The sequence below is a fragment of the Desulfovibrio legallii genome, assembly GCF_900102485.1.
Taxonomy (GTDB): domain Bacteria; phylum Desulfobacterota; class Desulfovibrionia; order Desulfovibrionales; family Desulfovibrionaceae; genus Desulfovibrio; species Desulfovibrio legallii_A.
The window spans coordinates 14,100-34,030 of the sequence record NZ_FNBX01000013.1 but is presented as its reverse complement, the minus strand read 5'-3'; the positions used below and the strand labels follow the sequence as shown (position 1 = coordinate 34,030).

Below are 19,931 nucleotides of genomic sequence, written 5' to 3'. Positions count from 1 at the left end.
CCCCCTTGGCCTTTTTCTAAAGATTATATAGACTGCGGCTCAGGCGACGCCCCCGGCGTCGTGCGGCACCCACCCCGGCGCGGATGCCGGGCACCTTCAGCGCAGTGGAGTGAAAGCGGCATGAAAAAACTTTTTGGCATCCTGACCCTCATCTGCGCGCTGGCCCTGGCCGGCGCGGCAACGGCGGCCCAGCCCCAGACGGGCAAACCCGTGCAGGACAAACCGGAAAAAAGCCTGGACCGCGTGACCACGGTGAGCGTGGCCCTGGACGGCTCGGACAGCATCGGCGCGCGCCTGGGCATGCGGCTCAAGGAGCGCTTCAACCAAAGCAGCCTCTTTACCCTCAACGACGATGAAGACAAAGACGTGCCCAAGCTCTACCTTATGCTCGACACCAAACCGGAGTTTCCCGGCCGGCCGACCGTAGGATCGATCTATGCCGTAAGCTGGGTGTTCAAGCAGGGCAAGGGCTATCTGGGCTACCTGCTGGCGCGCGACCTGGGCGCCGTGGGCGCGGAGGACATTGACGCCCTGGTGGACAAGCTGGCGGAACGCACGGACGGCATTGCCGCCAAGTATTCCAGTCTCTGGAAGTAGGGCCGCGCATCCTTGAAACGCTCGGCGGCCGCGCGAACGGACGCCCGGCCCGGTGGCCTTTTGCCGGGCGCAGCGCGCATTTTTTTGGCGGGAACCCCGGCACGGGGCCTCCCGCCAAATTTTTTGCCGCAACGGCCCCCTGGCGCGTTCCGTGGGGCGCACATGCGCCGACGCGGCCGCCTCCCGAAGACGCTTTTCTTCGTCCCGCAGGCAGGGCCCCAGGGCAGAACGCCCGGCAGACAGCCGCCCTCCTCCCGCAGCTCGCGGGGCAGAGCGCCTTACCCGCCAGACCAACGGCAACGGCCTATTCGTCCCGCAGATCGCGGTCCATAAGGTTGCGCAGCACGGCGGCCGGGCGCTGCCCTTCATAGAGGATGGCGTGCACGGCGGCGGTCAGGGGCGCGTCCACGCCCGTGCGGCGGGCCAGGGCGTACACGGCGGCCGTGGTTTTAACGCCCTCGGCCACCATGCCCAGGCTGGCGGTAATGGCCTCCAGGGCTTCGCCGCGCCCCAGGCGCAGCCCCACCTGGCGGTTGCGCGAAAGGTCGCCCGTGCAGGTCAGGGTCAGATCGCCCAGGCCGGAAAGCCCCATGAAGGTGCGGGCCCGCGCGCCCCGCGCCACGCCCAGACGGCACATTTCGGCCAGGCCACGGGTGATGAGGGCCGCGCGGCTGTTGTGCCCCAGGCCCAGGCCGTCGCAGATGCCCGCGGCAATGGCCATGACGTTTTTGAGCGCCCCGCCCATCTCCACGCCCGTCACGTCCGTGCTGGAATAGCAGCGGAAGGCGGGCCCGGCAAAAATTTCGCGCAGCCGCCGCCCCAGGGCCCGGTGGTGCGAAGCCAGCACCACGGCCGTGGGCAGGCCCGCCAGCACCTCGGCCGCAAAGGAAGGGCCGGAAAGCACGGCATAACGCGGCTCCAGCCGGGCCAGCACGGTGGCCACGATCTCGGAGCAGGCGGACAGGGTTTCGGTTTCCAGGCCCTTGGCCGCATTGACCAGCACCGCGCCGGGGCGGAAAAAGCCCGCCCGCTCCGTGAGCCAGGCGCGCAACTGCTGGGTGGGCACGGCCAGCACCACCAGGTCGGCCCCCAGCGCTTCCGGATCCGTTCCGGCCGTCAGGCGCGGGCTGAGGGCGCGGCCAGGCAGATAGCGCGGGTTTTCATGCCGCTGGTTGATGGCCTGGGCCACGGCCGCGTCCCGCAGCCAGAGGGTGACGCTGTGGCCTTTGACGGCCAGCAGATGGGCCAGGGCCGTGCCCCAGCTGCCGCCCCCGGCCACGCAGATGCGCTGCACAGTAGTTTTCATGGCGATTTGTAGCGTTGCGGAGGCAGCTTCGGGGAAAGGAGGCCCCTTTCCCACGCCGCCCCCGACCTTGTCTGGTTTGATGGAACGGTGGCGGCCCTTCCGGACCGCGACCGCAGAGCATACTGCCTTTGCAAAGGTGCATCCGCAACGGCGCGCAGCGCGCCCAGCGCGGCCTGCGCCCCGCCGCAAGCCCCGCAATGCGGGACCGTGCGCGGATTTCGCGCCATAATTGGTTACCTGGCCAAGACTCCGCAACGGAAACCCGGCCGCCCGCCCTGCCCCTGCCGCCGGTTCAGAAGCCCAAAGCGGATTCCGGCCCAGGCCTGTCGGGCAGCGGGGCCGCGCGCGCCTGCCGGGGGGCGTCGGCGGCAAAGCGCACCAGGAACATGCCGCTGCAGCGTTGGCCCCGATAAACCTCCACCCGAAAGATGCGCCCCTGCCGGTCCACAGAAAAGCGGGGCAGAAAATCCTTGCGCCGCAGGGTCAGGCCGCTTTCGTCCTTTTCGCCGCTGTCCACGCCGATGGCGTTGACGCGCACGCCCTCCTGCGGCTGCACCAGCAATTCCGCGCGCACGTCCAGCACCCGGCCAAAGGGCACGTCCACATCCTTGCCGTCCACCCGCGCGCGCACGCCGCTGAGGCTGGTGTCCACCTCCCGCCATTCGGGCCGGATAAGGGTGATCATGCGGTTGCCGTAGTGCACGCAGTACTGGCCGTCGTCCCGCTCGCAGGGCAGCACGGCCATGATGGGCTTGGAAGGCACGGCCGTGGCCTGGGCCTCCTTGGGCAGGGGAAGATAATTGATGGTCGGGCGCGCGTCCTCCAGGGGCAGAAAAATCCTGTTGTCGGCAAAAGAAACGCCCAGATTCTCCAGCAGGGCCCCGCGCACGCCCTCAGGGCTGAGCTCAAAGCCGCGCGTAAAAGCCACCCCGGCCTGACGCAGCAGGGATTCCACCATGCACAGGTGGTAATAGGCGCGCAGCTCCACGGGAAATTCCTTGCTGGCTTCCAGGCCGAAGGCCGCCTTGCCCTGACGCACGGCATAGTACGAAAGGCTCTTTTCCATCTCCCGGTCGCCTTCGGCCGTGCGGGTATTGTGCACATGCAGGCGGTGGGCGGGGTCCAGCAGGCCCTTGTTGGCCGCGGCCGCGGCCTCCTGCGCCTCCCGGGCCAGATCGCCCATGAAGACGCCGGGCAGGCGCTCCTGATCAATGATCACAGACTGCCCCCAGCGCGCGGCGTTGCGCAGCCTGTCCTCATAGACGGGGCGGTAGTAGCCGCTGCCGTCGTGCAGATTGAGCACCAGGACCACCCTGGGGTGCCGGATAAGGTCCTGGATGCGGCGCACGGTGCCGTATTCCGGGTCGCGGTCGTCCAGGCGGGCGAATTTGCGGTTCATATCGCCGTAAAGCCCGCGCGAGCGCTTGATGATGCTGGGAAAATTGAGATTGGGCACTACCCACAGGCCGCCGCTGCGGATGGTGTAGTGGGTGGTCAGTAAGGTGGCGGCGGAAAAGCCGCCGGGCTCGTCGCCCTGGATGCCGCCCACCACCAGCGCCACAGGCCCGCTTGCATCGCCCAGGCGCGTCAGCGTAAAATCCAGCGGCGGCACGGGGGCCGCCGCAAGGGGCCGGGCCCACAGACAGCAAAAAAATGCCAGCAGCGCCGCCGCTGCCGGAAGAACGCGCCGTGCGCGCGCCGTGCGCGCGCCGCGCAACCGTGTGTGCCAAAAGTGCCGCATGCCGTCGCCGTGGTTGCGGCCCGGCGGCAACGCGGCCGCCGAGCCCGGTGGTGATTGCCGATACCTACGATATTCGGCGGCAAACGGCAAGACGGCGGCTATTCCGGATCAAAGCCGATGTCAGTGATGGCGGCGCGCAGGGCGGCCATATCCACGGGCGCGCTTTCCTCAAAGCGCAGTTCCTTGGCCTCCAGATCCACCTGGGGGTTCTTCACGCCGGCGATCTTGCCCGCCGCTTCCTCCACCGAGGCCTTGCAGTGCCCGCAGCGCATGCCATTGACTTTCAGGGTTTTCATCGTATCCTCCTTGGGAAACAATTTTCATTTTCAGATGACGGCAGTGTACGCGCCGCCACAGCCAATGACAAGCCGGAGGTCAGCATGAGCGCCAGCAAGGATACGGGGGCCTGCCCCCTGCGCTTCGACATAGGGGGCATGCACTGCGCGGCCTGCTCCTCCCGCATCGAGCGGGTGGTGGGCCGGATGGAGGGCGTGGATAAAATCAGCGTCAACCTGGCCACGGCCAAAGCGGAGGTCTGGGCCAGACCGGGCGAAGAAAAGGCCGTCAGCAAAAATCTTGTGGAGCGCGTGGCCGCCTTGGGCTTTACGGCCTCTCCCGCCGCCGAGGACAACGCCGCCGCCGAGTTCGCCGCCAACAAAGCCCGCACCCTGGCCGACATCCAGGCCCGGCTGCGCCGCCTCATCCCCATGGCCTGCTTTGCCGTGCCTTTGCTGGCGGTCTCCATGGGGCACATGGCGGGCCTGCCCCTGCCCGCTTGGCTTGCGCCGCACAGCGCGCCCCGCACCTTCATGCTGGTTCAGTTTTTTCTGACCCTGCCCGTGGTCTGGCTGGGCCGCCATTTTTACAAGGACGGCATCGCCGCCCTGCTGCGTCGCGCCCCGGCCATGGACAGCCTGGTGGCCGTGGGCACGGGCGCGGCCTTCCTGTTCAGCCTGGGCAATACCCTGCTGGGCCTGGCCGGTTCGGAGCCCGTAACCCGCGCCATGAATCTCTATTATGAATCCTGCGCCGTGCTGCTTACCATGATCGAGCTGGGGCAGTTTCTTGAGGCCACGGCCAAGCGCAAGGCCGGGGACGCCATGGGCGCGCTCATGAGCCTTACCCCCCAGACGGCCCTGCTGCTGGATCCCGCCGACGCGGCGCAGCCCCCGCGGGAGGTGCCCCTGGCCCAGGTGCGGGCGGGCGACACCCTGCTGCTCAAGCCCGGCGGGCGCGTGCCCGTGGACGGCGTGGTGCTTACGGGCCGCAGCGCCGTGGACGTTTCCCTGCTTACGGGCGAATCCATGCCCGTGCCCGTGGCCCCGGACGACAAGCTGGTGGCGGGCAGCGTTAACGGCGAGGGCTCCCTGACCCTGCGGGCCGAAGCCGTAGGCCGCGACACGCGCCTGGCCCGCATCATCCGCCTGGTGCGCGAAGCCCAGGGCAGCAAGGCCCCCATTGCCCGCCTGGCGGACAAAGTGAGCTTCTACTTCGTGCCCGCGGTCATGCTGCTGGCCGTGCTGGCGGCCCTGGCCTGGCTTATTCTGAGCAACGAACCCGTCACCACTGCCCTCACCGTGTTTGTGGCCGTGCTGGTCATGGCCTGCCCCTGCGCCATGGGCCTGGCCACACCCATGTCCATCATGGTGGGCACGGGCCGGGGCGCGCAACTGGGCGTGCTGATCAAGAACGGCGCGGCCCTGGAGCAGGCCGGGCGCATCAGCGTGCTGGCCGTGGACAAAACCGGCACCCTCACCACGGGCAAACCCGTGCTTACGGGGCTGGACGCGCTGCCCGGCGCGGAAGGAAAGGACGAAAACGCCCTGCTGACCCTGACCGCCAGCCTGGAAGCCCGCTCCGAACACCCCCTGGCCCACGCCATTCTGGCCGCCGCCAAGGAGCGTAACCTCCCCGCCGCCTTGGTGGACGACGTTGTGGTCAGCCCCGGCCTGGGCATTGCCGGGCAGGTGAACGCGGAACATGTGGCCGTGGGCAACCGCGCCTTTATGGAAGAACGCGGCCTGAGCGTGCCCCAGGACGTCCTGGACCGCCTGACGGCCCTGGCCGAAGCCGGGCAGACGCCCCTGCTGCTGGCTCTGGGCGCAGGGGCGGAGGCCCGCCTGGCCGCCGTTCTGGCCCTGGCAGACGCTCTGCGCCCCGAATCCGCCTCTGTAGTAAGCCGCCTGCGCCGCATGGGCGTGCGCGTGGTCATGCTCACCGGCGACAACGAACGCACGGCCCGCGCCGTGGCCGCCAAGGCCGGCGTGGACGAGGTGGCCGCCGGCCTGCTGCCCGCGCAAAAGGCGGACTATGTGCGCCGCCTGCAAGGGGAAGGCAATATTGTGGGCATGGTGGGCGACGGCGTCAACGACGCCCCGGCCCTGGCCGCGGCCCATGTGGGCATGGCCGTGGGCACGGGCGTGGACGTGAGCGCCGAAGCTGGCGACATGGTGCTGATGCGCGACGGCATGGAAGCCGTGCTCACCGCCCTGGCCCTTTCCCGCGCCACCATGCGCAACATCCGCCAGAACCTGTTCTGGGCCTTCGGCTACAACATCCTGGGCCTGCCCGTGGCCGCCGGGCTGCTGCACGCCTTCGGCGGGCCCATGCTTTCCCCCATGATCGCCGGCACCGCCATGGCCCTCTCCTCCGTCTCTGTGGTCAGCAACGCCCTGCGCCTGCGCTGGTTCCGCATCCAAGGGTAGCGGGGATTGCGGCTCTGCCTCAAAGACCACTATGCCCCGGTCTTTGAGGCAGAGCCAAAAAGTGTCGGGAAAGGGCCCGCTGAAAGCGCCTGCCCCGGTCTTTGGTGTAGACCCGACCTTCGGCATGGCAGCAGGCGGCGGACAAACGAAAAACGCGGCACCGCGATGTGATCGCAGTGCCGCGTTTGACTTCTGGCGGAGCGGAAGGGACTCGAACCCTCGGCCTCCGGCGTGACAGGCCGGCGTTATAACCGTCTTAACTACCGCTCCGTAGTGGGCTGGTGGGCAGTACAGGACTTGAACCTGTGACCCCCGCCGTGTGAAGGCGATGCTCTACCAACTGAGCTAACTGCCCGCCCGGAGACCGATTTCTATGCAAAAAGACCCCTGCCGTCAAGAAAATTTTGCCAAGTAAAAAAATTTAAACTTTTTTGCCGTTTTATTCCCTTCATTTTTCAGGTTATTTCGGGCCGATCTGCGCCGCAGGCGGCCAAAAGACACCGCACCGCCTTGCGGAGCGCCGTGGGGAGTGCTAGACCTGCCCCGTGGGCGGGTTTTCCCCCGCCCGACGCTTTTTTTTCGAGGCCGGGTATGCGAGCGCTTTGCAAATATATAGGGATGGCGGCCTGCTTCGGGCTGCTGACGCTGACCGCACAGGCGGCCTCCGCCAAGGTGGTGGACGGCGTCGTCATTATGCGCCAGCCCATGCGCGAAAACCTCTGCGCCATCACCTTTGACGACGGCCCCTCCGTCAATACGCCGCAATTGCTGGACATGCTGGCGGAATACGGCATTCCCGCCACGTTTTTTCTGCTGGGCAGCCAGGCGGAGCGCCACCCGGACATTGTGCGGCGCATCCTGGCCGAAGGGCATGAGGTGGGCAACCATTCTTACTCCCACCCCAACCTGCGTCTGCTTTCCCCGGAGCGCAAGACCGAGGAAATATGCCGCACCGACGCCATCCTGCGCTCCCTGGGGGCCGCCCCGGTTTTTTTGCGCCCGCCTTACGGGGCCTTTGACGCCTATACGGAAAAAGTGGCCGCGGAGCAGGGCCTGACGGTGCTGCTCTGGTCGCTGGACAGCCGCGACTGGCAGCGCCTGCCCGCCAACTACGCCACCCTGCGCTCCACCCTGGGCACCGTGTACCAGCCCGGAACCCTGCGCGGCGTTTTCTTGTTTCACGACACGCACAAACGCACGGTGGACGATCTGCCCCGCATCATCCGCGACCTGCGCGCCGGCGGCTGCCAGCGCTTTGTCACGGTGAGCGATTACCTGGAGGGGCTGCTGGACCCGGAACCGGGCCTGCTCATGACCAGGCAGACGCCCCACGCGCTGCCCGGCGGCACGGAAATGCCCGTGGCCGCCCACGAGGTGCGCGGCGTGCGCGAAGCCGAAGAGCTTCCCACGTCCAGCTACCCCGCCGGCTCCACGCCCGTGCCCCTGGCCCGCAGCAGCCGCCCCTGGCCGTGGCGCGACGCCCCCGCTGCGGAAGGCCCGCAGACGGCAGAACCCCAGACGCAAACGCCCCAGACGCAAACGCCCCAGGCGGATAAGCCCCAGGCATCGGGTCAGGCCGATTCCGCCGCGCAGGCCGGCCCCGCCAGGCCTGGGCAAAGCCCTGCCGGGTCTTCCGGCCAGGCCCGGCCCCTGGATCTCCACCCGCACCCGGCTTCCACCCCGGCCTCAGGCCTGACCCTGCCCGCCGCGCACGCCGCAAGCGGTTCCCTTTCCTGATTTTTTCTCTGTAACAGTTCTTGCTGTTCCTCCCCCCACAGGGAAGCACCACCGAGCGCCCCGGCCATTGTGGCCGGGGCGCTCCTGCTGTCTGGCAGCGCCGCATCCGCTGCAGCGGCAAGGCCCGGTCGGGGGATGGAGCCCGCCCACGCAGAAGGGCCCCCTGCCTGCCGGCGGGACGGCCCTTGAGAGCAGATTGCCCTTGAGAACAGGCGTGCCCAAAGATTACGAAACGCTCGTTCCAGCGCGCAACAGCGCAAATAAACTGCGCTTACGTCTCCACGTCGGGCGTCTGCCGCGCAGCCGCAGCAAATGCCGTATAAACGCTGCTTGCCCTTGAGAACTGCGTTCTCAAGGGCAAGCAAAGGGCTTACTGCAGCGCTGCCCGCGCAGCAAGGCTGCGTTTGCGCCTCTGGGACGGACTACCAGTCGAGGGTACGCTTAAAGGCCTTGGTAAGATCCTCCACGGGCACGGCGCAGAGCGCGCTGTCCCCGCTGCGCAGGGTCAGGCGCGCGTCTTCGGTGACCGTGCCGATGCGGGCGCAGAGCTGCCACTGGCCCAGGGCGTCAAAAATCATGCCCAGATCGGGCCGCACGCTGACCACCAGACGGCTGGCCGATTCGCTATAGAGCAGCTCGGTGAGGTTCATGGTCTCCAGGGCGGGCACGGCGTTCAGATCCACCTCGGCCCCCAGGCGGCCGCCGATGCACATTTCGGCCAGGGCCACGGCCAGGCCGCCGTCGGAACAGTCGTGGCAGGCGGCAATGGCTTTCTGCCCCATAAGCGCGTTGACGGCGCGGTAGCGCGGCAGGGCCGCGGCCGCGTCCACATGGGGCACGCGCCCGCCCTTGAGGCCCAGCTCGTCGGCGGCCTCGCTGCCCGCCATTTCGCGCCAGGTGCCGCCCAAAAGGTAGATCAGATCGCCGGGGCGCTTGAAGTCCGAGGTCTGCGCGGCCGTCACATTGCCCATGACCCCCAGCACGGAGAAGAGCACCGTGGGCGGAATGGAGATGCGCTCGCCGCCGCCGGTGTAGTCGTTCTTCATGGAGTCCTTGCCCGAAATGCAGGGCACGCCGAAGGCCAGGGAGAACTGGCGCAGGGCGCGGCAGGCCCGCACCAGCTGGGCCAGCTTGTAGCGGCCGTCGGGATTGGCGGGGCTCGCCACCGGGTCGCACCAGCAGAAGTTGTCTACCCCGGCCAGGGCGTCGGGGTTGGCGCCCACGGCCACGGCGTTGCGGATGGCCTCGTCCATGGCGTTGGCCATCATCCAGTAGGCGTCGTAGTCGCTGAACTTGGGGCAGATGCCGTGCGAAACAACCAGCCCGGCGTCCGATTCCAGCAGGGGCCGCAGCACGCCCGCGTCCGACGGGCCGTCGCGCTTGACGCCCACCATGGGCTTGATCACGCTGCCGCCGCGCACCTCGTGATCGTACTGGCGGACGATGTATTCCTTGGAGCAGATGTTCAGCCGCCCCAGCATGCGCTGCAGAAAGGCCCCCTGCTCCACCTGGGCCACATCCACGCGGACGTCCCGCGCCTCAGGCGCGCGCCACTGGGCTTCCAGACGCAGCTGGGGCACGCCGTTGTGCATGAAGTCCATATCCAGGGAGGCCACCACCCGCTCGCCGTAGCGCACTTCAAAGTAGCCGGACTCCGTAAAATATCCCAGGGCGGTGGCTTCCACATCCATGCGGGCGGCCAGCTCCAGGAAGCTCTCCAGCTTGTCCGGGGGCACGGCCAGGGTCATGCGCTCCTGCGCCTCGGAGAGCAGAATTTCCCACGGCCGCAAGCCGTCGTACTTCAGGGGGGCCTTGGCCGCGTCCAGCACGCAGCCGCCCGTATCCTCGGCCATTTCGCCCACGGAGGACGAAAGGCCGCCCGCGCCGTTGTCCGTAATGGCGTGGTAAAGGCCCATATCCCGCGCGCGCAGGATAAAGTCGTACATCTTGCGCTGGGTGATGGGATCGCCGATCTGCACGGCCGTGGCCGGGGAGCCTTCGTGCAGTTCCTCGGAGGAGAAGGTGGCCCCGTGGATGCCGTCCTTGCCGATGCGCCCGCCGGTCATGACGATGACGTCGCCCGGCTCCGCCTTCTTGTACCAGCCGGCGCGGCCGTTGATCTCGGCCGGCAGCAGGCCCACAGTGCCGCAGAAGACCAGCGGCTTGCCCAGAAAGCGCTCGTCAAAAACCAGCGAGCCGTTGACCGTGGGGATGCCGGATTTGTTGCCGCCGTGCTCCACGCCCTCGCGCACGCCTTCCAGCACCCGGCGGGGGTGCAGCAGGCGCGGGGGCAGGGGCTGGTCGTAAAAGGGCGAGGCAAAGCAGAAAACATCCGTATTGCAGACCAGCTCCGCGCCCATGCCCGTGCCCATGGGGTCGCGGTTCACGCCCACAATGCCCGTGAGCGCCCCGCCGTAAGGATCCAGGGCCGAAGGGCTGTTGTGCGTCTCCACCTTGATGCAGGCATCGTAGCCGTTGATGAAGGCAATGACGCCCGCATTGTCCTTGAACACGGATTTGCAGTAGTCATTGGCGCCCATGCGCTCCCGCAGAATGGCCGTGGCGTCGCGGATGCAGGTCTTGTACAGGTTGTCCACCACCTCGCGGCGGCCCGTATCCGCATCCGTATACTCGATGCGCGCGGCGAAAATTTTGTGCTTGCAGTGCTCGGACCAGGTCTGGGCCAGCACTTCCATTTCCACGTCCGTGGGGTCGGCGGGCAGTTGCAGGGCCGCGCGGCGGGCGGCTTCCTCCAGCCCGGTGAAGTGCGCGCGGATGCGGTGCAGCTCCGCAAGGTTCAGGGCCCAGGTGTTTTCCCGGCTGGCCTGCTGCAAGGCCGCGTCGTCCATGCCCGAAAGAGCGATGGTTTCCACTGTGGCGTCGGCCGTGCCGGTAACAGCAGCCGCCTGCGGCGCAAAGCCGGGCTCCGCCGCCCACTCCGCCGCGCTTTTGATGCGGTAGCGCTGGATAAGCGTATTGCAGAGCAGATCACGGGCCAGGGCCTCCACCTGCTCGCGCCCGAGGGGCGCGGCGGCGTCCGAACTGAGGCGGTACTGCACGGAGGTGTAGACGCGCAGGCTCTCGCGCGGCAGGCCCAGCACCAGGGCGGCCGTATCCCGCGCCGTGCGGGCCTCGTTATCCGTGACGCCGGGGCGGAAGCCCACTTCCACGAACCACTGGGCGGGCTGCGCCAACGGCAGGGGCGTGAGCGCGGCCTGCTGCAGGATGGGGTCGTGCCACACGCCTTCGTCCAGCAGCCGCTGCACCTGGGCGGCATCCAGGCCGTCCACGGTAAAGACCTTGGTCTGCCGCACCTCGGCCACGGCCAGGTTGAGATCCTTACGCAAGCGCTGGGCCGTCTTGCGGCCCTGCGTGTCGTCCATTCCGGCGTGGGGGCCGGTTTCCACCCTGTAGAGCATGGCTCGCTTCCTCGTGAATGCAGGAAAAGAATTGTTGGATGCGTGTTGCGGGGAAGGGGGCAAGGGGGCACGGCCCCCCGGCCGCCGGAGGCAGCCCCGCAAAAATTGGGCCCGGCCTACTTTTTTCTGTCCCGCACATAGTCGGCCATCTGCAGCAGCAGGCCGCGCTCCGGCCGATCCGGCAGGGCGTGCAGGGCCTCGCGGGCCGCATGGAGAAAGCCTTCGGCCTGGCAGCGCACCTGGGCGTCAAAACCCGCCTCGCGGATGCGCGCGGCAATGGCGGCGGCGTCATCCTCCGTCATCAGGCTCGTGCAGAAGGCCGCGTCAAAGGCGGCGCGTTCCGTTTCCGCCAAACTTTCGCGGTAAAGGCGCAGGGGCGGGGTGAGCTTGCCTTCGCGCACGTCGCCGCCCGTGGGCTTGCCGGTGACGCTCTCCGGGGCGAAGTCCAGGGCGTCGTCCACCATCTGGAAGGCCATGCCCAAGTTTTCGCCGTAGGCTGCGGCCGCCGCCGCCAGAGGGGCCTCGGCCCCGGCGGCCAGCGCGCCCATCTCGCAGGAGGCGCGGATGAGCCAGGCCGTCTTGCCGCGGATAATTTCCTCATACTCCGCCGCGCCCACGTCCACCCGGCCCTGGGCCTCGATTTCCAGAATCTCGCCCGCGGCCGTGCGGCTGGTGGCCTCAGAAAAACAGCGCGTCAGGCGCGTGTCGCCATAGCCCGCCACCATGGCGTTGGCCCCGGCCAGCAGGGCGTCCCCGGCCAGAATGACCGTGCCCACGTCATAGACTGTGTGGGCGGCGGGCTGGCCCCGACGGCTCACGGCATTGTCCAGCACGTCGTCGTGCAGCAGGGTGGCGGCGTGGAGCATTTCCAGAGTCACGGCCAGGTCTTGCAGGTCGTCCCGCCTGCAGCCCAGAAGCCGCGCCGTAAGCACGGTAAGCACAGGCCGCAGGCGTTTGCCCCCGGCGTCGAAAATGTGCCGGGCCACAGGGCGCACGGACGCGGGCAGGGTTTCCACCGCCCGGCCCAGGGCCCGGTTGATGGCGGGCAGTTCCAGGGCCAGACGCGCTTTCAGTTGGATCATGACGCTACTCAGTTGCAGTTGAGGGCGGGCAGCACCTGGGCCAGGGCGCGCAGGGCTCCCGCAAAATCTTTTTCATCCCCGGCGCGGGGCCCCGCCTTGTTGGAAACGCAGCGCGCCTCCACGCAGGGCAGGCCCGCGCGGGCGCAGGCATAGGCCACGGCAAAGCCTTCCATATTCTCCAGCTCCGCGCCATAGCTTTGGCGCAAGCCGGCCGCCCGCTCGTGGCTGGCCGTCACCCCTGCCACGGTCACGGAGCGGCAGGACGGAAAAACCGCCGCCTCCGCCCCCGTGCCCAGGGCGTCCGCTCCGGCCAGGGGCAGGCGGTCGCGCACGGGCGCGCCCTCAGGCGGCTGCCAGAGAGGAAAGCCAAAAGCCCCGGCCACCACGGAGCGGCCGTCGTTAAGGCCGTATTCCGGCCAGATTTCTTCCCGCACCAGCCAGAGCGAACGCAAAGGCGCGGCCGCAAGGTCAAAGGCCCCGGCAAGCCCGGCGTTGCACACCGCGCTTATGGGCGTGCCCTCGGCCGCGGCCCGTTCCAGGGCCAGGCCCAGGGCCAGCGCCGCGTTGAGCGGCCCCACGCCCGTAAGGCAGCACAGGGCGCGGCCGCGCCGCAACGGCAGAGGCCAGAGGCGCATTTCCGGCCAAGGGGCGGCAGCTGCCCCCGCGCCCGTGCGCTCCAGGGGCGGCAGCCCCGGCGGGGCAAAGCCCGGCGCAAGGCCCGCCAGTTCACGGGCCGTGGCGGCGCAGAGCAGCAGGGTCACGTGGCTACAGCCTCCAGTAGTCTATGCCCGCGGCGCGCATGGCCGCGGCGTCGAAAAAGGACTTCACGTCCAGAACCACGGCGTTGTCCGGCGCGGCAAAAAGGCTTTTCACGGCGGCGGGGGTCAACCCGGCATAGGCCTTGTGCCCCACGGCCAGGATAAGGCCGTCCAGATCGCACAGGGCCTCCTGCGGCAGCAGGGTCTGGCCGTATTCGCGCAGGGCTTCTTCCGGGTCGGCCTCGGCGTCGCTCACCAGCACGGTAACGCCGTAGTCCGCCAGCTCGCGCACCACGTCCACCACGCGGGTGTTGCGCAGATCGGGCACGTTTTCCTTGAAAGTGAAGCCCAGGATGCCCACGCGCGCGCCGCTGATGACCCGGCCGCTCCTGATGAGCCGCTTTACCGCGCATTCGGCCACATACTTGCCCATATTGTCGTTGATGCGGCGGCCGGCCAGGATGACCTCAGGGTGGAAGCCCAGCTCCTCGGCCTTATAGGTGAGGTAGTAGGGGTCCACGCCGATGCAGTGCCCGCCCACCAGGCCGGGACGGAAAGGCAGGAAGTTCCACTTGCTGCCCGCGGCTTCCAGCACCTCCAGGGTGTCGATGCCTATGCGGTCGAAAATGAGGGCCAGCTCGTTCATGAGGGCAATGTTGAGGTCGCGCTGGGTATTTTCAATGACCTTGGCGGCCTCGGCCACCTTGATGCTGGAGGCGCGGTGGGTGCCCGCCCGCACCACGGAGCCGTAGAGTTTTTCCAGCAGATCGGCGGTGGCCGCGTCCGAACCGGAAACGATCTTGACGATCGTCTCCACGGTGTGGACTTTGTCGCCGGGGTTGATGCGCTCCGGCGAGTAGCCCACGGTAAAGTCCCGCCCCAGTTTGAGGCCGGATTCCCGCTCCAGGATGGGCACGCAGATCTCCTCGGTCAGGCCGGGGTAGACCGTGGATTCGTAGACCACCACGCAGCCGGGGCGCAGGTTCTGCCCCACGGTGGCGCTGGCCCCCACCACGGGGGTCAGGTCGGGCGAGCGGTGGGTGTCGATGGGCGTGGGCACGGCCACCACCACCACGTCGGCCTGGCGCAGGTCGGCGGGATCGGCGGAATAGCGCACTGCGGCGGCGGCCAGGCGCTCGTGGTCCACCTCGCGGGTGTGGTCGCGGCCCGCCTTGAGCTCGGCAATGCGCCGGGAGCTGCAGTCATAGCCCAGCACGGGCATGTGGCGGGAAAAGGCCACGGCCAAGGGCAGGCCCACATAGCCCAGGCCCACCACGGCCAGGGTGGCCCTGCCCGCGCAAAGATCCTCGAATGTCACCATAGTGCGGTCCTTTACAAATCCGCGCTTTTCCGTCACCACGGAAGCATGCGGTTTGATTTTGCCCTTTTTCTGCGCGCCCTGGGCCTGGCCATTGTGCTGGAAGGCCTGTGCTGGGCGCTGTTTCCCGGCGGCATGCGCCGCGCCCTGCGCACGCTCATGAGCCAGCCCGAAAGCCGACTGCGCGCCGCAGGCCTGGCCGCCGTGGCCGTGGGCCTGCTGCTGACGGCCCTGGCGCGTTAACGTCCTTTTTCGCCCACATGCAGACAGACGATGCCTGAGGTGAGCTTTTCGTGCCAGGCGCGGGCAAAGCCCGCGTCGCGCAGCTCGCGCTCCAGGGCCGCTGCCGGGGGAAACTGGCGGATGGTGGCGGCCAGATAGGCATACGCGGCGGGATCTTTGGAAAAAATCCGCCCCACGCGCGGCAGCACGCGGTTGAGGTACAGATTGTACAGGCCGCCCCAGATACGTTCCCGCCCGGACCCGAACTCCAGAATGCAGACCCGCCCTCCGGGCCGGAGCACGCGCAGCATCTCGGCAAAAGCCCGCTCGCGCGGCAGGATGTTGCGAATGCCGAAGGCCATGGTCACGCAGTCCACGCAGGAATCCGGCAGGGGCAGACGCTTGGCGTCGGCAGCCACGGGCAGGATGTTGCGGGCGTCGGCCCCGCGGAGCTTGCGGCGGCCCCGCGCCAGCATGGGCGGGCAGAAATCCATGGCCGGCACGCAGGCCCCGGGATAGCGGCGGCGCACGGCCAGGGCCACGTCCAGGGTGCCCGCGGCCAGGTCCAGGACCAAACCCGTTGCGCCCAGGCGCACGTTGCGCGCCAGCACATGCCGCCAGTAGCGGTCAAGCCCCAGGCTGAGCACCCGGTTGAGCAGATCGTAGAAGGGCACAATGCGGCCGAACATGCCGGCCACGGCCGCATCGTGCGGCGTGCCGGGGGCAGCCCCGCGCGGATCGCCGCCGCGCGCTTCGTGAGGATACGCGCCGCTCACGCCCGTTTCCCGCCGTTGTCCGGGCCGGCATCCACACCAATGGCGGCGCAGACCACCTTATAAACCGCCGGAAAGACCTCGGCAAAATTGCCGGGCGAAACGGTGCGCGTCTCAATGAATTTGGCGGTCAGCTCTTTGGCCACCTGCAGGGCTTCCTTGCGATCCTTGTCCATACCACCTCGGCTTACGGCCCCACGGGGCGCGCCGGAAAAAACCCCGTCCTCCGGGGAATGGCCGAGACCCACAACGGGTATTGCCTGGACGGGTAAAAGAACGGAAACACAAGCCCCCGCCCTTTTGTGCAAAAAAACGCTCGCGCGACAAAAATGCGCCGGAACGCGCTGGAGCATATGCGTTCCGCCCGACCTTGGCAAGGCCGGGCGGCGCGCCCGCTCCGCCGCCGCGCCCTCAGGCCTCGGCCAGCAGGCGGGCAATCTCTTCGCGCAAAATGCGCGCGGCCGCAGCCGCGGCGGCCTTTTCCACCCGCTCGTTGAACTGGGGCTCCAGCGCGTCCAGCCGCCGCTCCAGGGCGTCCAGCCGGGCGTCGACCCCGCGCAGGGAAGCCGTCAGCGGGGCCAGACGTTCGTCCAGCAGGGCGTCGGCCTGCGCTGCGGTCAATGCCGCGGCCTGCGGCGTTGCGGCCAGACGGGCGTCCAGAAGCGCGTTCACCTGCGCCTCGGTCAGCGGAGCGGGCTGTTCCATCCTGAGGGCCGCCAGGCGCTCGACCAGCAAGGCGCGGACCTGTCCTTCCGTGAGCGCAGGAGCCTGCGCGGCCAGCCGCTCGTCCAGCAGGGCCGCGACCTGTTCTTCGCCCAGACCGACCGGGGCCTGCTGCGCCGCCGCTTCCAGGGCGGCCAGGCGCTCCTGCGCGGCCTGAAGGGCCGCTTCGCACTGCTCCAGGCGCTGGGCCAGGGCCGCGGCGGCTTCCGCGGCTTCCGCGGCGCGGGAAGAGGCCGAAAAAGCCTGCTCAAAAGCCTCCGCCGCATGGGCCGAGGCTTCCGCCGCCTGGGTAGCGGCCACGGCCACAACGGCGGCTTCGGCGCCCACAGGCGGGGGCGGTGAGACTTCCTGCGTCTGGTCCGCAGCTTCCGGCACGGCTTGCGCCTCTTCCGCCGCCAGGGACGGCGCGGCGGCGGGCGCGCCCGACAATGCGGCCGTGGAATCCGGAGCAGCCGGGGCCGCCGGTTGTTCCGTCGGCGCGGATTCCGGTTCAGGGAGCAGTGTTGCCGCTTCCACGGCGGGCAAGGGCGCTTCCGCCTCCGGCACGGGCAGATCCTTCTCCCCGGCGGACACATCCGCCGGGGCTGCAGCGGCGGGCAGTTCCTCCGCTGCGGCAAACGCATCCGCCGCGGGCGCGGCGGCGGGCAGTTCCGGCGCAGCCGGGGCCGCTGCCTGCGGCTGCGCTGCCGTTGCCGCGGGCTCCGGTGCCACGGCGGGCTCCTGCATTACAGATTCCTGCGCGGCGGGCGACGCTGCCGGTTCCGTCGCCGCGGGCGCGGCGGCCGGAGAGGCGGCGTCCAGGTGCGCGGCGGCCTCGGCCAAGAGCGCATCCAGATCCAGGCCAGCCCCCTGGTCTGCCGTCAGGTCCGCAGCCTGCGCCTCAGGCCGGATTTCCTCCTGGGGGGGCAGGGGCTGGTCCGCGCCCTGTCCGGGCGCGGCGGCCGCGGCGGCTTCCGGAGCAGGCGCGGCGGCCTCGGCCAGCAGCGCGTCCAGATCCGCCATGGGGTCCGCCTGTGCGGTGGCAGGGGGCGCAACGGGCGTTTGTGCAGCGGGCGACGGGACGGCATCTGCCGGAACGACGGGCGACGGGGCGGCCGCCATGTCGTCAGCGGCGGCGGCCAGCAGGTCGTCCAGCTCGCCCGCGGAAATAGTGGCGGCGGGGGATGCGACCGGCGCGGGGGCCGCAGCAGTCGAAGCCGCGGGCGCGGGGGCAGACGGCGCGGGAGAGGCCGGGCCTTCCGGAGACAGGGCCTCTTCCAGCAGATCCGAGAGGTCGCCCGGCACGCCGGGGGCAGATCCGGCCGCTCCGGCGGCCAGCAGGTCGTCCAGGTCGGGCATTGCCGCTTGCGGCGCCGCCGCGTCAGGGGCCTGCCCTGCGGGCGCGCCGGAAGGCTGGCCGTGCATGGAGTCCAGCATGGCGTCCACGGCCATAAGGCTGTCCGCGTCCTGGCCCTCCGCGGCCGGAGCCGCGCTGGCCGCGCCGGGGGCGTCGGCCTCCTGCGGCGGCTGGGGCGGCATGTCCAGGGACTGGAGCAGATGGTCCACATCGCCCAGGCCGGGCATATCCAGTTTTTCATCGGGATCCACGAGGTGATCCGGGGGCGGACCGCCCGCCGCCACGGAGGGCGTATCCTCCGTGTGGGCCTCCATCTGGGCCAGCAGATCGTCGATGGCGGCTTCAGCCGGCAAGGTCGGATCGTTCAGGCCGCGCATATGGGCCTCCAGGTCGTCGGCCTCATGGGCGTGCGGCGCGGGCTTGCGGGCCTGCGCGGCCCCTTCCGGGCCGTTTTCCGGCACAACGCCTTTTTCGATCAGCTCGGTGAGGTCGATGATTTCTTCAGTATTTGCAGTGGAATTTTGGGCGGCCATGCGCAACCTCATAGAGTATGGCTCCGGCGGGAAGCCGAAGCGTGGCGGGAAGCATCGCTCCGCACCCTGAAACGACGCTTTTTCGTAGCAGGTTATGGCAAAAGACGCAAATTGCGCCGCGGGGCCGGGGCTTTCCCCCTGCGCCGGGGGCGTATCGGCGCGGAGCGCGTCGGCCTGGTGTTGCGGGGCTTTCCCTCCGTGCCGGGCGGCGTTATACCCAGAACACGGACGCCGCGCTGACGGGCGTCCGGCAATCTTTCAGGAGAATCCCCATGAATCATTTTGTCGTTGACCGGGAACGCTGCCGCAAGGACGGCATCTGCGCGCGGGTCTGCCCTGTGCACATCATTCTTGCCGCGCCCGGCGACTATCCCTCCATGAACAGCCACCAGGAAAGCCTCTGCATCGGCTGCGGCCAGTGCATGGCCTTCTGCCCCACCGGGGCCTGCGCCGCGCCCGGCCTGGACCCGGCCCAGTGCCCGCCCCTGCGCCGCGACCTGCAGCCCGCCCCGGAACAGGTGGAGGAGCTGATCTTCTCCCGCCGCTCCGTGCGCGTCTTTAAGGAAGCCCCCCTGCCGCGCGATCTGCTGCTGCGCCTGCTGGACGCCACGCGCTTTGCCCCTTCGGCCAAAAACGCCCAGGCCCTGCGCTGGATTGTGCTGGAAGCCCGCCCCCAGACCCGCCGCCTGGCGGAGCTGGTTATCGACTGGATGCGCCGCCTGCCCCAGGAAGACGCGGCCATGGCCAAGGCCTGCCACGCCGAGAGCCTGGCCCGCGCCTGGGACAGAGGCACGGACGTCATCGTCCGCGACGCGCCGCAGGCCGTCATTGCCGTGGCCCCGGCCGACTGGAACTGGGGCATGAGCGATGCGGCCATTGCCGCCGCATATCTGGAACTGGCGGCCCAGGGCCACGGCGTGGGCTGTTGCTGGGGCGGCTATGTCTGCCTGGCCCTGCGCCACCCGGCGGGCGGGCCCGTGCGGGATTTCCTGGGCATCGGGCCCCAGGAAGCCGCCTGCGCCGTGCAGCTCATGGGCCGCCCACTGTTCAGGCCCTGCGCCCGGCCCCAACGCAAGCCCCTGGACCTGACCTGGCTGTAGCCCGGCTGCAGCTTCCCTGGCTGGAATACGGATATTCCGGCCGGGGAAGCCAGGCATGAAGGCCGCGCCGCAAAAAAGGCCCCGCGGATCAGGCCGCACGGCGTAAGGACGGCCCGGCCCAGGGCAGGAGGTCGGCGCCCCGGACTTCCTGCGCCGCCGCGTACGGGATTTGCCGCTTGTTGCCCCAGCGTTGTTTCTGCGCCGCCGCGCGCGTCGCAACGGCCGACAGCGAGGGAAAACCTCCATGAAACCCGCCCCCCCCCCCGAAGGGGAATGACGCCTGTTCACATAATTTGCTCATATCCTTGAATTTCAAAAATTAGTTGCATTATTCTTAGCAATGTGCTTTATATTGACTGTATGCTCAAACATTTGTTCCGAAAGGAACAGATGCACCACTCAAGCCGCAGCCCCCAAGGCCGGACACGCAGCTCTGCCCCCGCACCGCCTGGGGAGGACAACAGTCCGCGCAACAACAACCGCGTTAAAAAATTTATCAAAATAGACCCTTGCAAGGTTTGACAAACTACGCTAAGGCTGGCTCAGTTCATTCGTAACTTTTTTCACGACCTGGTATGCTT

The 19,931-nt window shown here is 68.7% G+C and carries 15 protein-coding genes and 2 tRNA genes; 5 read left to right on the top strand and 12 right to left on the bottom strand.

What is annotated here, in order from left to right; translation table 11 throughout:
- Positions 1–120: 120 nt before the first annotated feature.
- Entirely contained in the window at positions 121–597 is a 477-nt protein-coding gene (locus BLS55_RS08600; RefSeq protein ID WP_092154333.1) for a hypothetical protein, read from the top strand.
- A 304-nt stretch (positions 598–901) separates the two neighbouring features.
- On the opposite strand, the gene BLS55_RS08595 is transcribed toward BLS55_RS08600, so the two are convergent.
- The 3 genes from BLS55_RS08595 to BLS55_RS08585 all read right to left on the bottom strand — a co-directional run bounded on the left by BLS55_RS08595 (position 902) and on the right by BLS55_RS08585 (position 3,940).
- The gene (locus BLS55_RS08595) at positions 902–1,903 is read right to left on the bottom strand and encodes an NAD(P)H-dependent glycerol-3-phosphate dehydrogenase (RefSeq protein ID WP_092154332.1); all 1,002 of its coding nucleotides are present in this window, start codon (positions 1,901–1,903) and stop codon (positions 902–904) included.
- A 292-nt stretch (positions 1,904–2,195) separates the two neighbouring features.
- Positions 2,196–3,515 (bottom strand): M14 family metallopeptidase, encoded by a 1,320-nt coding sequence (locus BLS55_RS08590; RefSeq protein WP_257243192.1) that lies wholly within the window; start codon positions 3,513–3,515, stop codon positions 2,196–2,198.
- Positions 3,516–3,742: 227 nt separating this feature from the next.
- Positions 3,743–3,940, bottom strand: a complete 198-nt coding sequence (locus BLS55_RS08585; protein WP_092154330.1) for a heavy-metal-associated domain-containing protein — start codon at positions 3,938–3,940, stop codon at positions 3,743–3,745.
- 84 nt (positions 3,941–4,024) lie between these two features.
- Here BLS55_RS08585 and BLS55_RS08580 point away from each other — a divergent pair, with 84 nt between their 5' ends.
- Complete coding sequence (locus tag BLS55_RS08580; protein WP_092154329.1) at positions 4,025–6,349, top strand: heavy metal translocating P-type ATPase; 2,325 nt, start codon at positions 4,025–4,027, stop codon at positions 6,347–6,349.
- 193 nt (positions 6,350–6,542) lie between these two features.
- Here BLS55_RS08580 and BLS55_RS08575 read toward each other — a convergent pair.
- A tRNA-Asp gene (locus tag BLS55_RS08575) sits at positions 6,543–6,619 on the bottom strand.
- 9 nt (positions 6,620–6,628) lie between these two features.
- A tRNA-Val gene (locus BLS55_RS08570) sits at positions 6,629–6,704 on the bottom strand.
- A 236-nt stretch (positions 6,705–6,940) separates the two neighbouring features.
- Here BLS55_RS08570 and BLS55_RS08565 point away from each other — a divergent pair.
- Entirely contained in the window at positions 6,941–8,086 is a 1,146-nt protein-coding gene (locus BLS55_RS08565) for a polysaccharide deacetylase family protein (protein WP_092154327.1), read from the top strand.
- A gap of 422 nt (positions 8,087–8,508) precedes the next feature.
- Here BLS55_RS08565 and BLS55_RS08560 read toward each other — a convergent pair whose 3' ends face one another.
- From BLS55_RS08560 to BLS55_RS08545, 4 genes are all read right to left on the bottom strand, one after another.
- The gene (locus tag BLS55_RS08560; protein WP_092154325.1) at positions 8,509–11,505 is read right to left on the bottom strand and encodes an AIR synthase-related protein; all 2,997 of its coding nucleotides are present in this window, start codon (positions 11,503–11,505) and stop codon (positions 8,509–8,511) included.
- Between the two features lie 116 nt (positions 11,506–11,621).
- On the bottom strand, positions 11,622–12,587 hold the full coding sequence (locus tag BLS55_RS08555) for a polyprenyl synthetase family protein (RefSeq protein WP_092154323.1): 966 nt from the start codon (positions 12,585–12,587) through the stop codon (positions 11,622–11,624).
- A gap of 8 nt (positions 12,588–12,595) precedes the next feature.
- Positions 12,596–13,348: a futalosine hydrolase gene (mqnB, locus tag BLS55_RS08550; protein ID WP_092154321.1), complete on the bottom strand. Its 753-nt coding sequence runs from the start codon at positions 13,346–13,348 to the stop codon at positions 12,596–12,598.
- A gap of 4 nt (positions 13,349–13,352) precedes the next feature.
- Complete coding sequence (locus BLS55_RS08545; protein ID WP_092154319.1) at positions 13,353–14,666, bottom strand: nucleotide sugar dehydrogenase; 1,314 nt, start codon at positions 14,664–14,666, stop codon at positions 13,353–13,355.
- 45 nt (positions 14,667–14,711) lie between these two features.
- Between BLS55_RS08545 and BLS55_RS08540 the strand changes: the two genes are divergently transcribed.
- The gene (locus tag BLS55_RS08540) at positions 14,712–14,906 is read left to right on the top strand and encodes a DUF2065 family protein (RefSeq protein ID WP_092154317.1); all 195 of its coding nucleotides are present in this window, start codon (positions 14,712–14,714) and stop codon (positions 14,904–14,906) included.
- Here the strand turns inward: BLS55_RS08540 and BLS55_RS08535 are convergent.
- The 3 genes from BLS55_RS08535 to BLS55_RS08525 all read right to left on the bottom strand — a co-directional run bounded on the left by BLS55_RS08535 (position 14,903) and on the right by BLS55_RS08525 (position 18,250).
- Positions 14,903–15,661: a ubiquinone/menaquinone biosynthesis methyltransferase gene (locus BLS55_RS08535; RefSeq protein ID WP_373886025.1), complete on the bottom strand. Its 759-nt coding sequence runs from the start codon at positions 15,659–15,661 to the stop codon at positions 14,903–14,905. The two genes, BLS55_RS08540 and BLS55_RS08535, sit on opposite strands and share 4 nt — an antisense overlap.
- Positions 15,658–15,834, bottom strand: a complete 177-nt coding sequence (locus BLS55_RS12110) for a hypothetical protein (protein ID WP_092154315.1) — start codon at positions 15,832–15,834, stop codon at positions 15,658–15,660. The genes BLS55_RS08535 and BLS55_RS12110 overlap by 4 nt, the downstream gene beginning before the upstream one ends.
- 235 nt (positions 15,835–16,069) lie before the next feature.
- Complete coding sequence (locus BLS55_RS08525; RefSeq protein ID WP_092154313.1) at positions 16,070–18,250, bottom strand: hypothetical protein; 2,181 nt, start codon at positions 18,248–18,250, stop codon at positions 16,070–16,072.
- A 272-nt stretch (positions 18,251–18,522) separates the two neighbouring features.
- Between BLS55_RS08525 and BLS55_RS08520 the strand changes: the two genes are divergently transcribed.
- Positions 18,523–19,350, top strand: a complete 828-nt coding sequence (locus BLS55_RS08520) for a nitroreductase family protein (RefSeq protein WP_180365430.1) — start codon at positions 18,523–18,525, stop codon at positions 19,348–19,350.
- The last annotated feature ends 581 nt before the right edge of the window (positions 19,351–19,931 follow it).

Coding starts and splice junctions, on each gene's coding strand:
- BLS55_RS08600 (WP_092154333.1), top strand. CDS start 121: ATGAAAAAACTTTTTGGCATCCTGACCCTCATCTGCGCGCTGGCCCTG.
- BLS55_RS08595 (WP_092154332.1), bottom strand. CDS start 1,903: ATGAAAACTACTGTGCAGCGCATCTGCGTGGCCGGGGGCGGCAGCTGG.
- BLS55_RS08585 (WP_092154330.1), bottom strand. CDS start 3,940: ATGAAAACCCTGAAAGTCAATGGCATGCGCTGCGGGCACTGCAAGGCC.
- BLS55_RS08580 (WP_092154329.1), top strand. CDS start 4,025: ATGAGCGCCAGCAAGGATACGGGGGCCTGCCCCCTGCGCTTCGACATA.
- BLS55_RS08565 (WP_092154327.1), top strand. CDS start 6,941: ATGCGAGCGCTTTGCAAATATATAGGGATGGCGGCCTGCTTCGGGCTG.
- BLS55_RS08560 (WP_092154325.1), bottom strand. CDS start 11,505: ATGCTCTACAGGGTGGAAACCGGCCCCCACGCCGGAATGGACGACACG.
- BLS55_RS08555 (WP_092154323.1), bottom strand. CDS start 12,587: ATGATCCAACTGAAAGCGCGTCTGGCCCTGGAACTGCCCGCCATCAAC.
- BLS55_RS08545 (WP_092154319.1), bottom strand. CDS start 14,666: ATGGTGACATTCGAGGATCTTTGCGCGGGCAGGGCCACCCTGGCCGTG.
- BLS55_RS08540 (WP_092154317.1), top strand. CDS start 14,712: ATGCGGTTTGATTTTGCCCTTTTTCTGCGCGCCCTGGGCCTGGCCATT.
- BLS55_RS12110 (WP_092154315.1), bottom strand. CDS start 15,834: ATGGACAAGGATCGCAAGGAAGCCCTGCAGGTGGCCAAAGAGCTGACC.
- BLS55_RS08525 (WP_092154313.1), bottom strand. CDS start 18,250: ATGGCCGCCCAAAATTCCACTGCAAATACTGAAGAAATCATCGACCTC.
- BLS55_RS08520 (WP_180365430.1), top strand. CDS start 18,523: ATGAATCATTTTGTCGTTGACCGGGAACGCTGCCGCAAGGACGGCATC.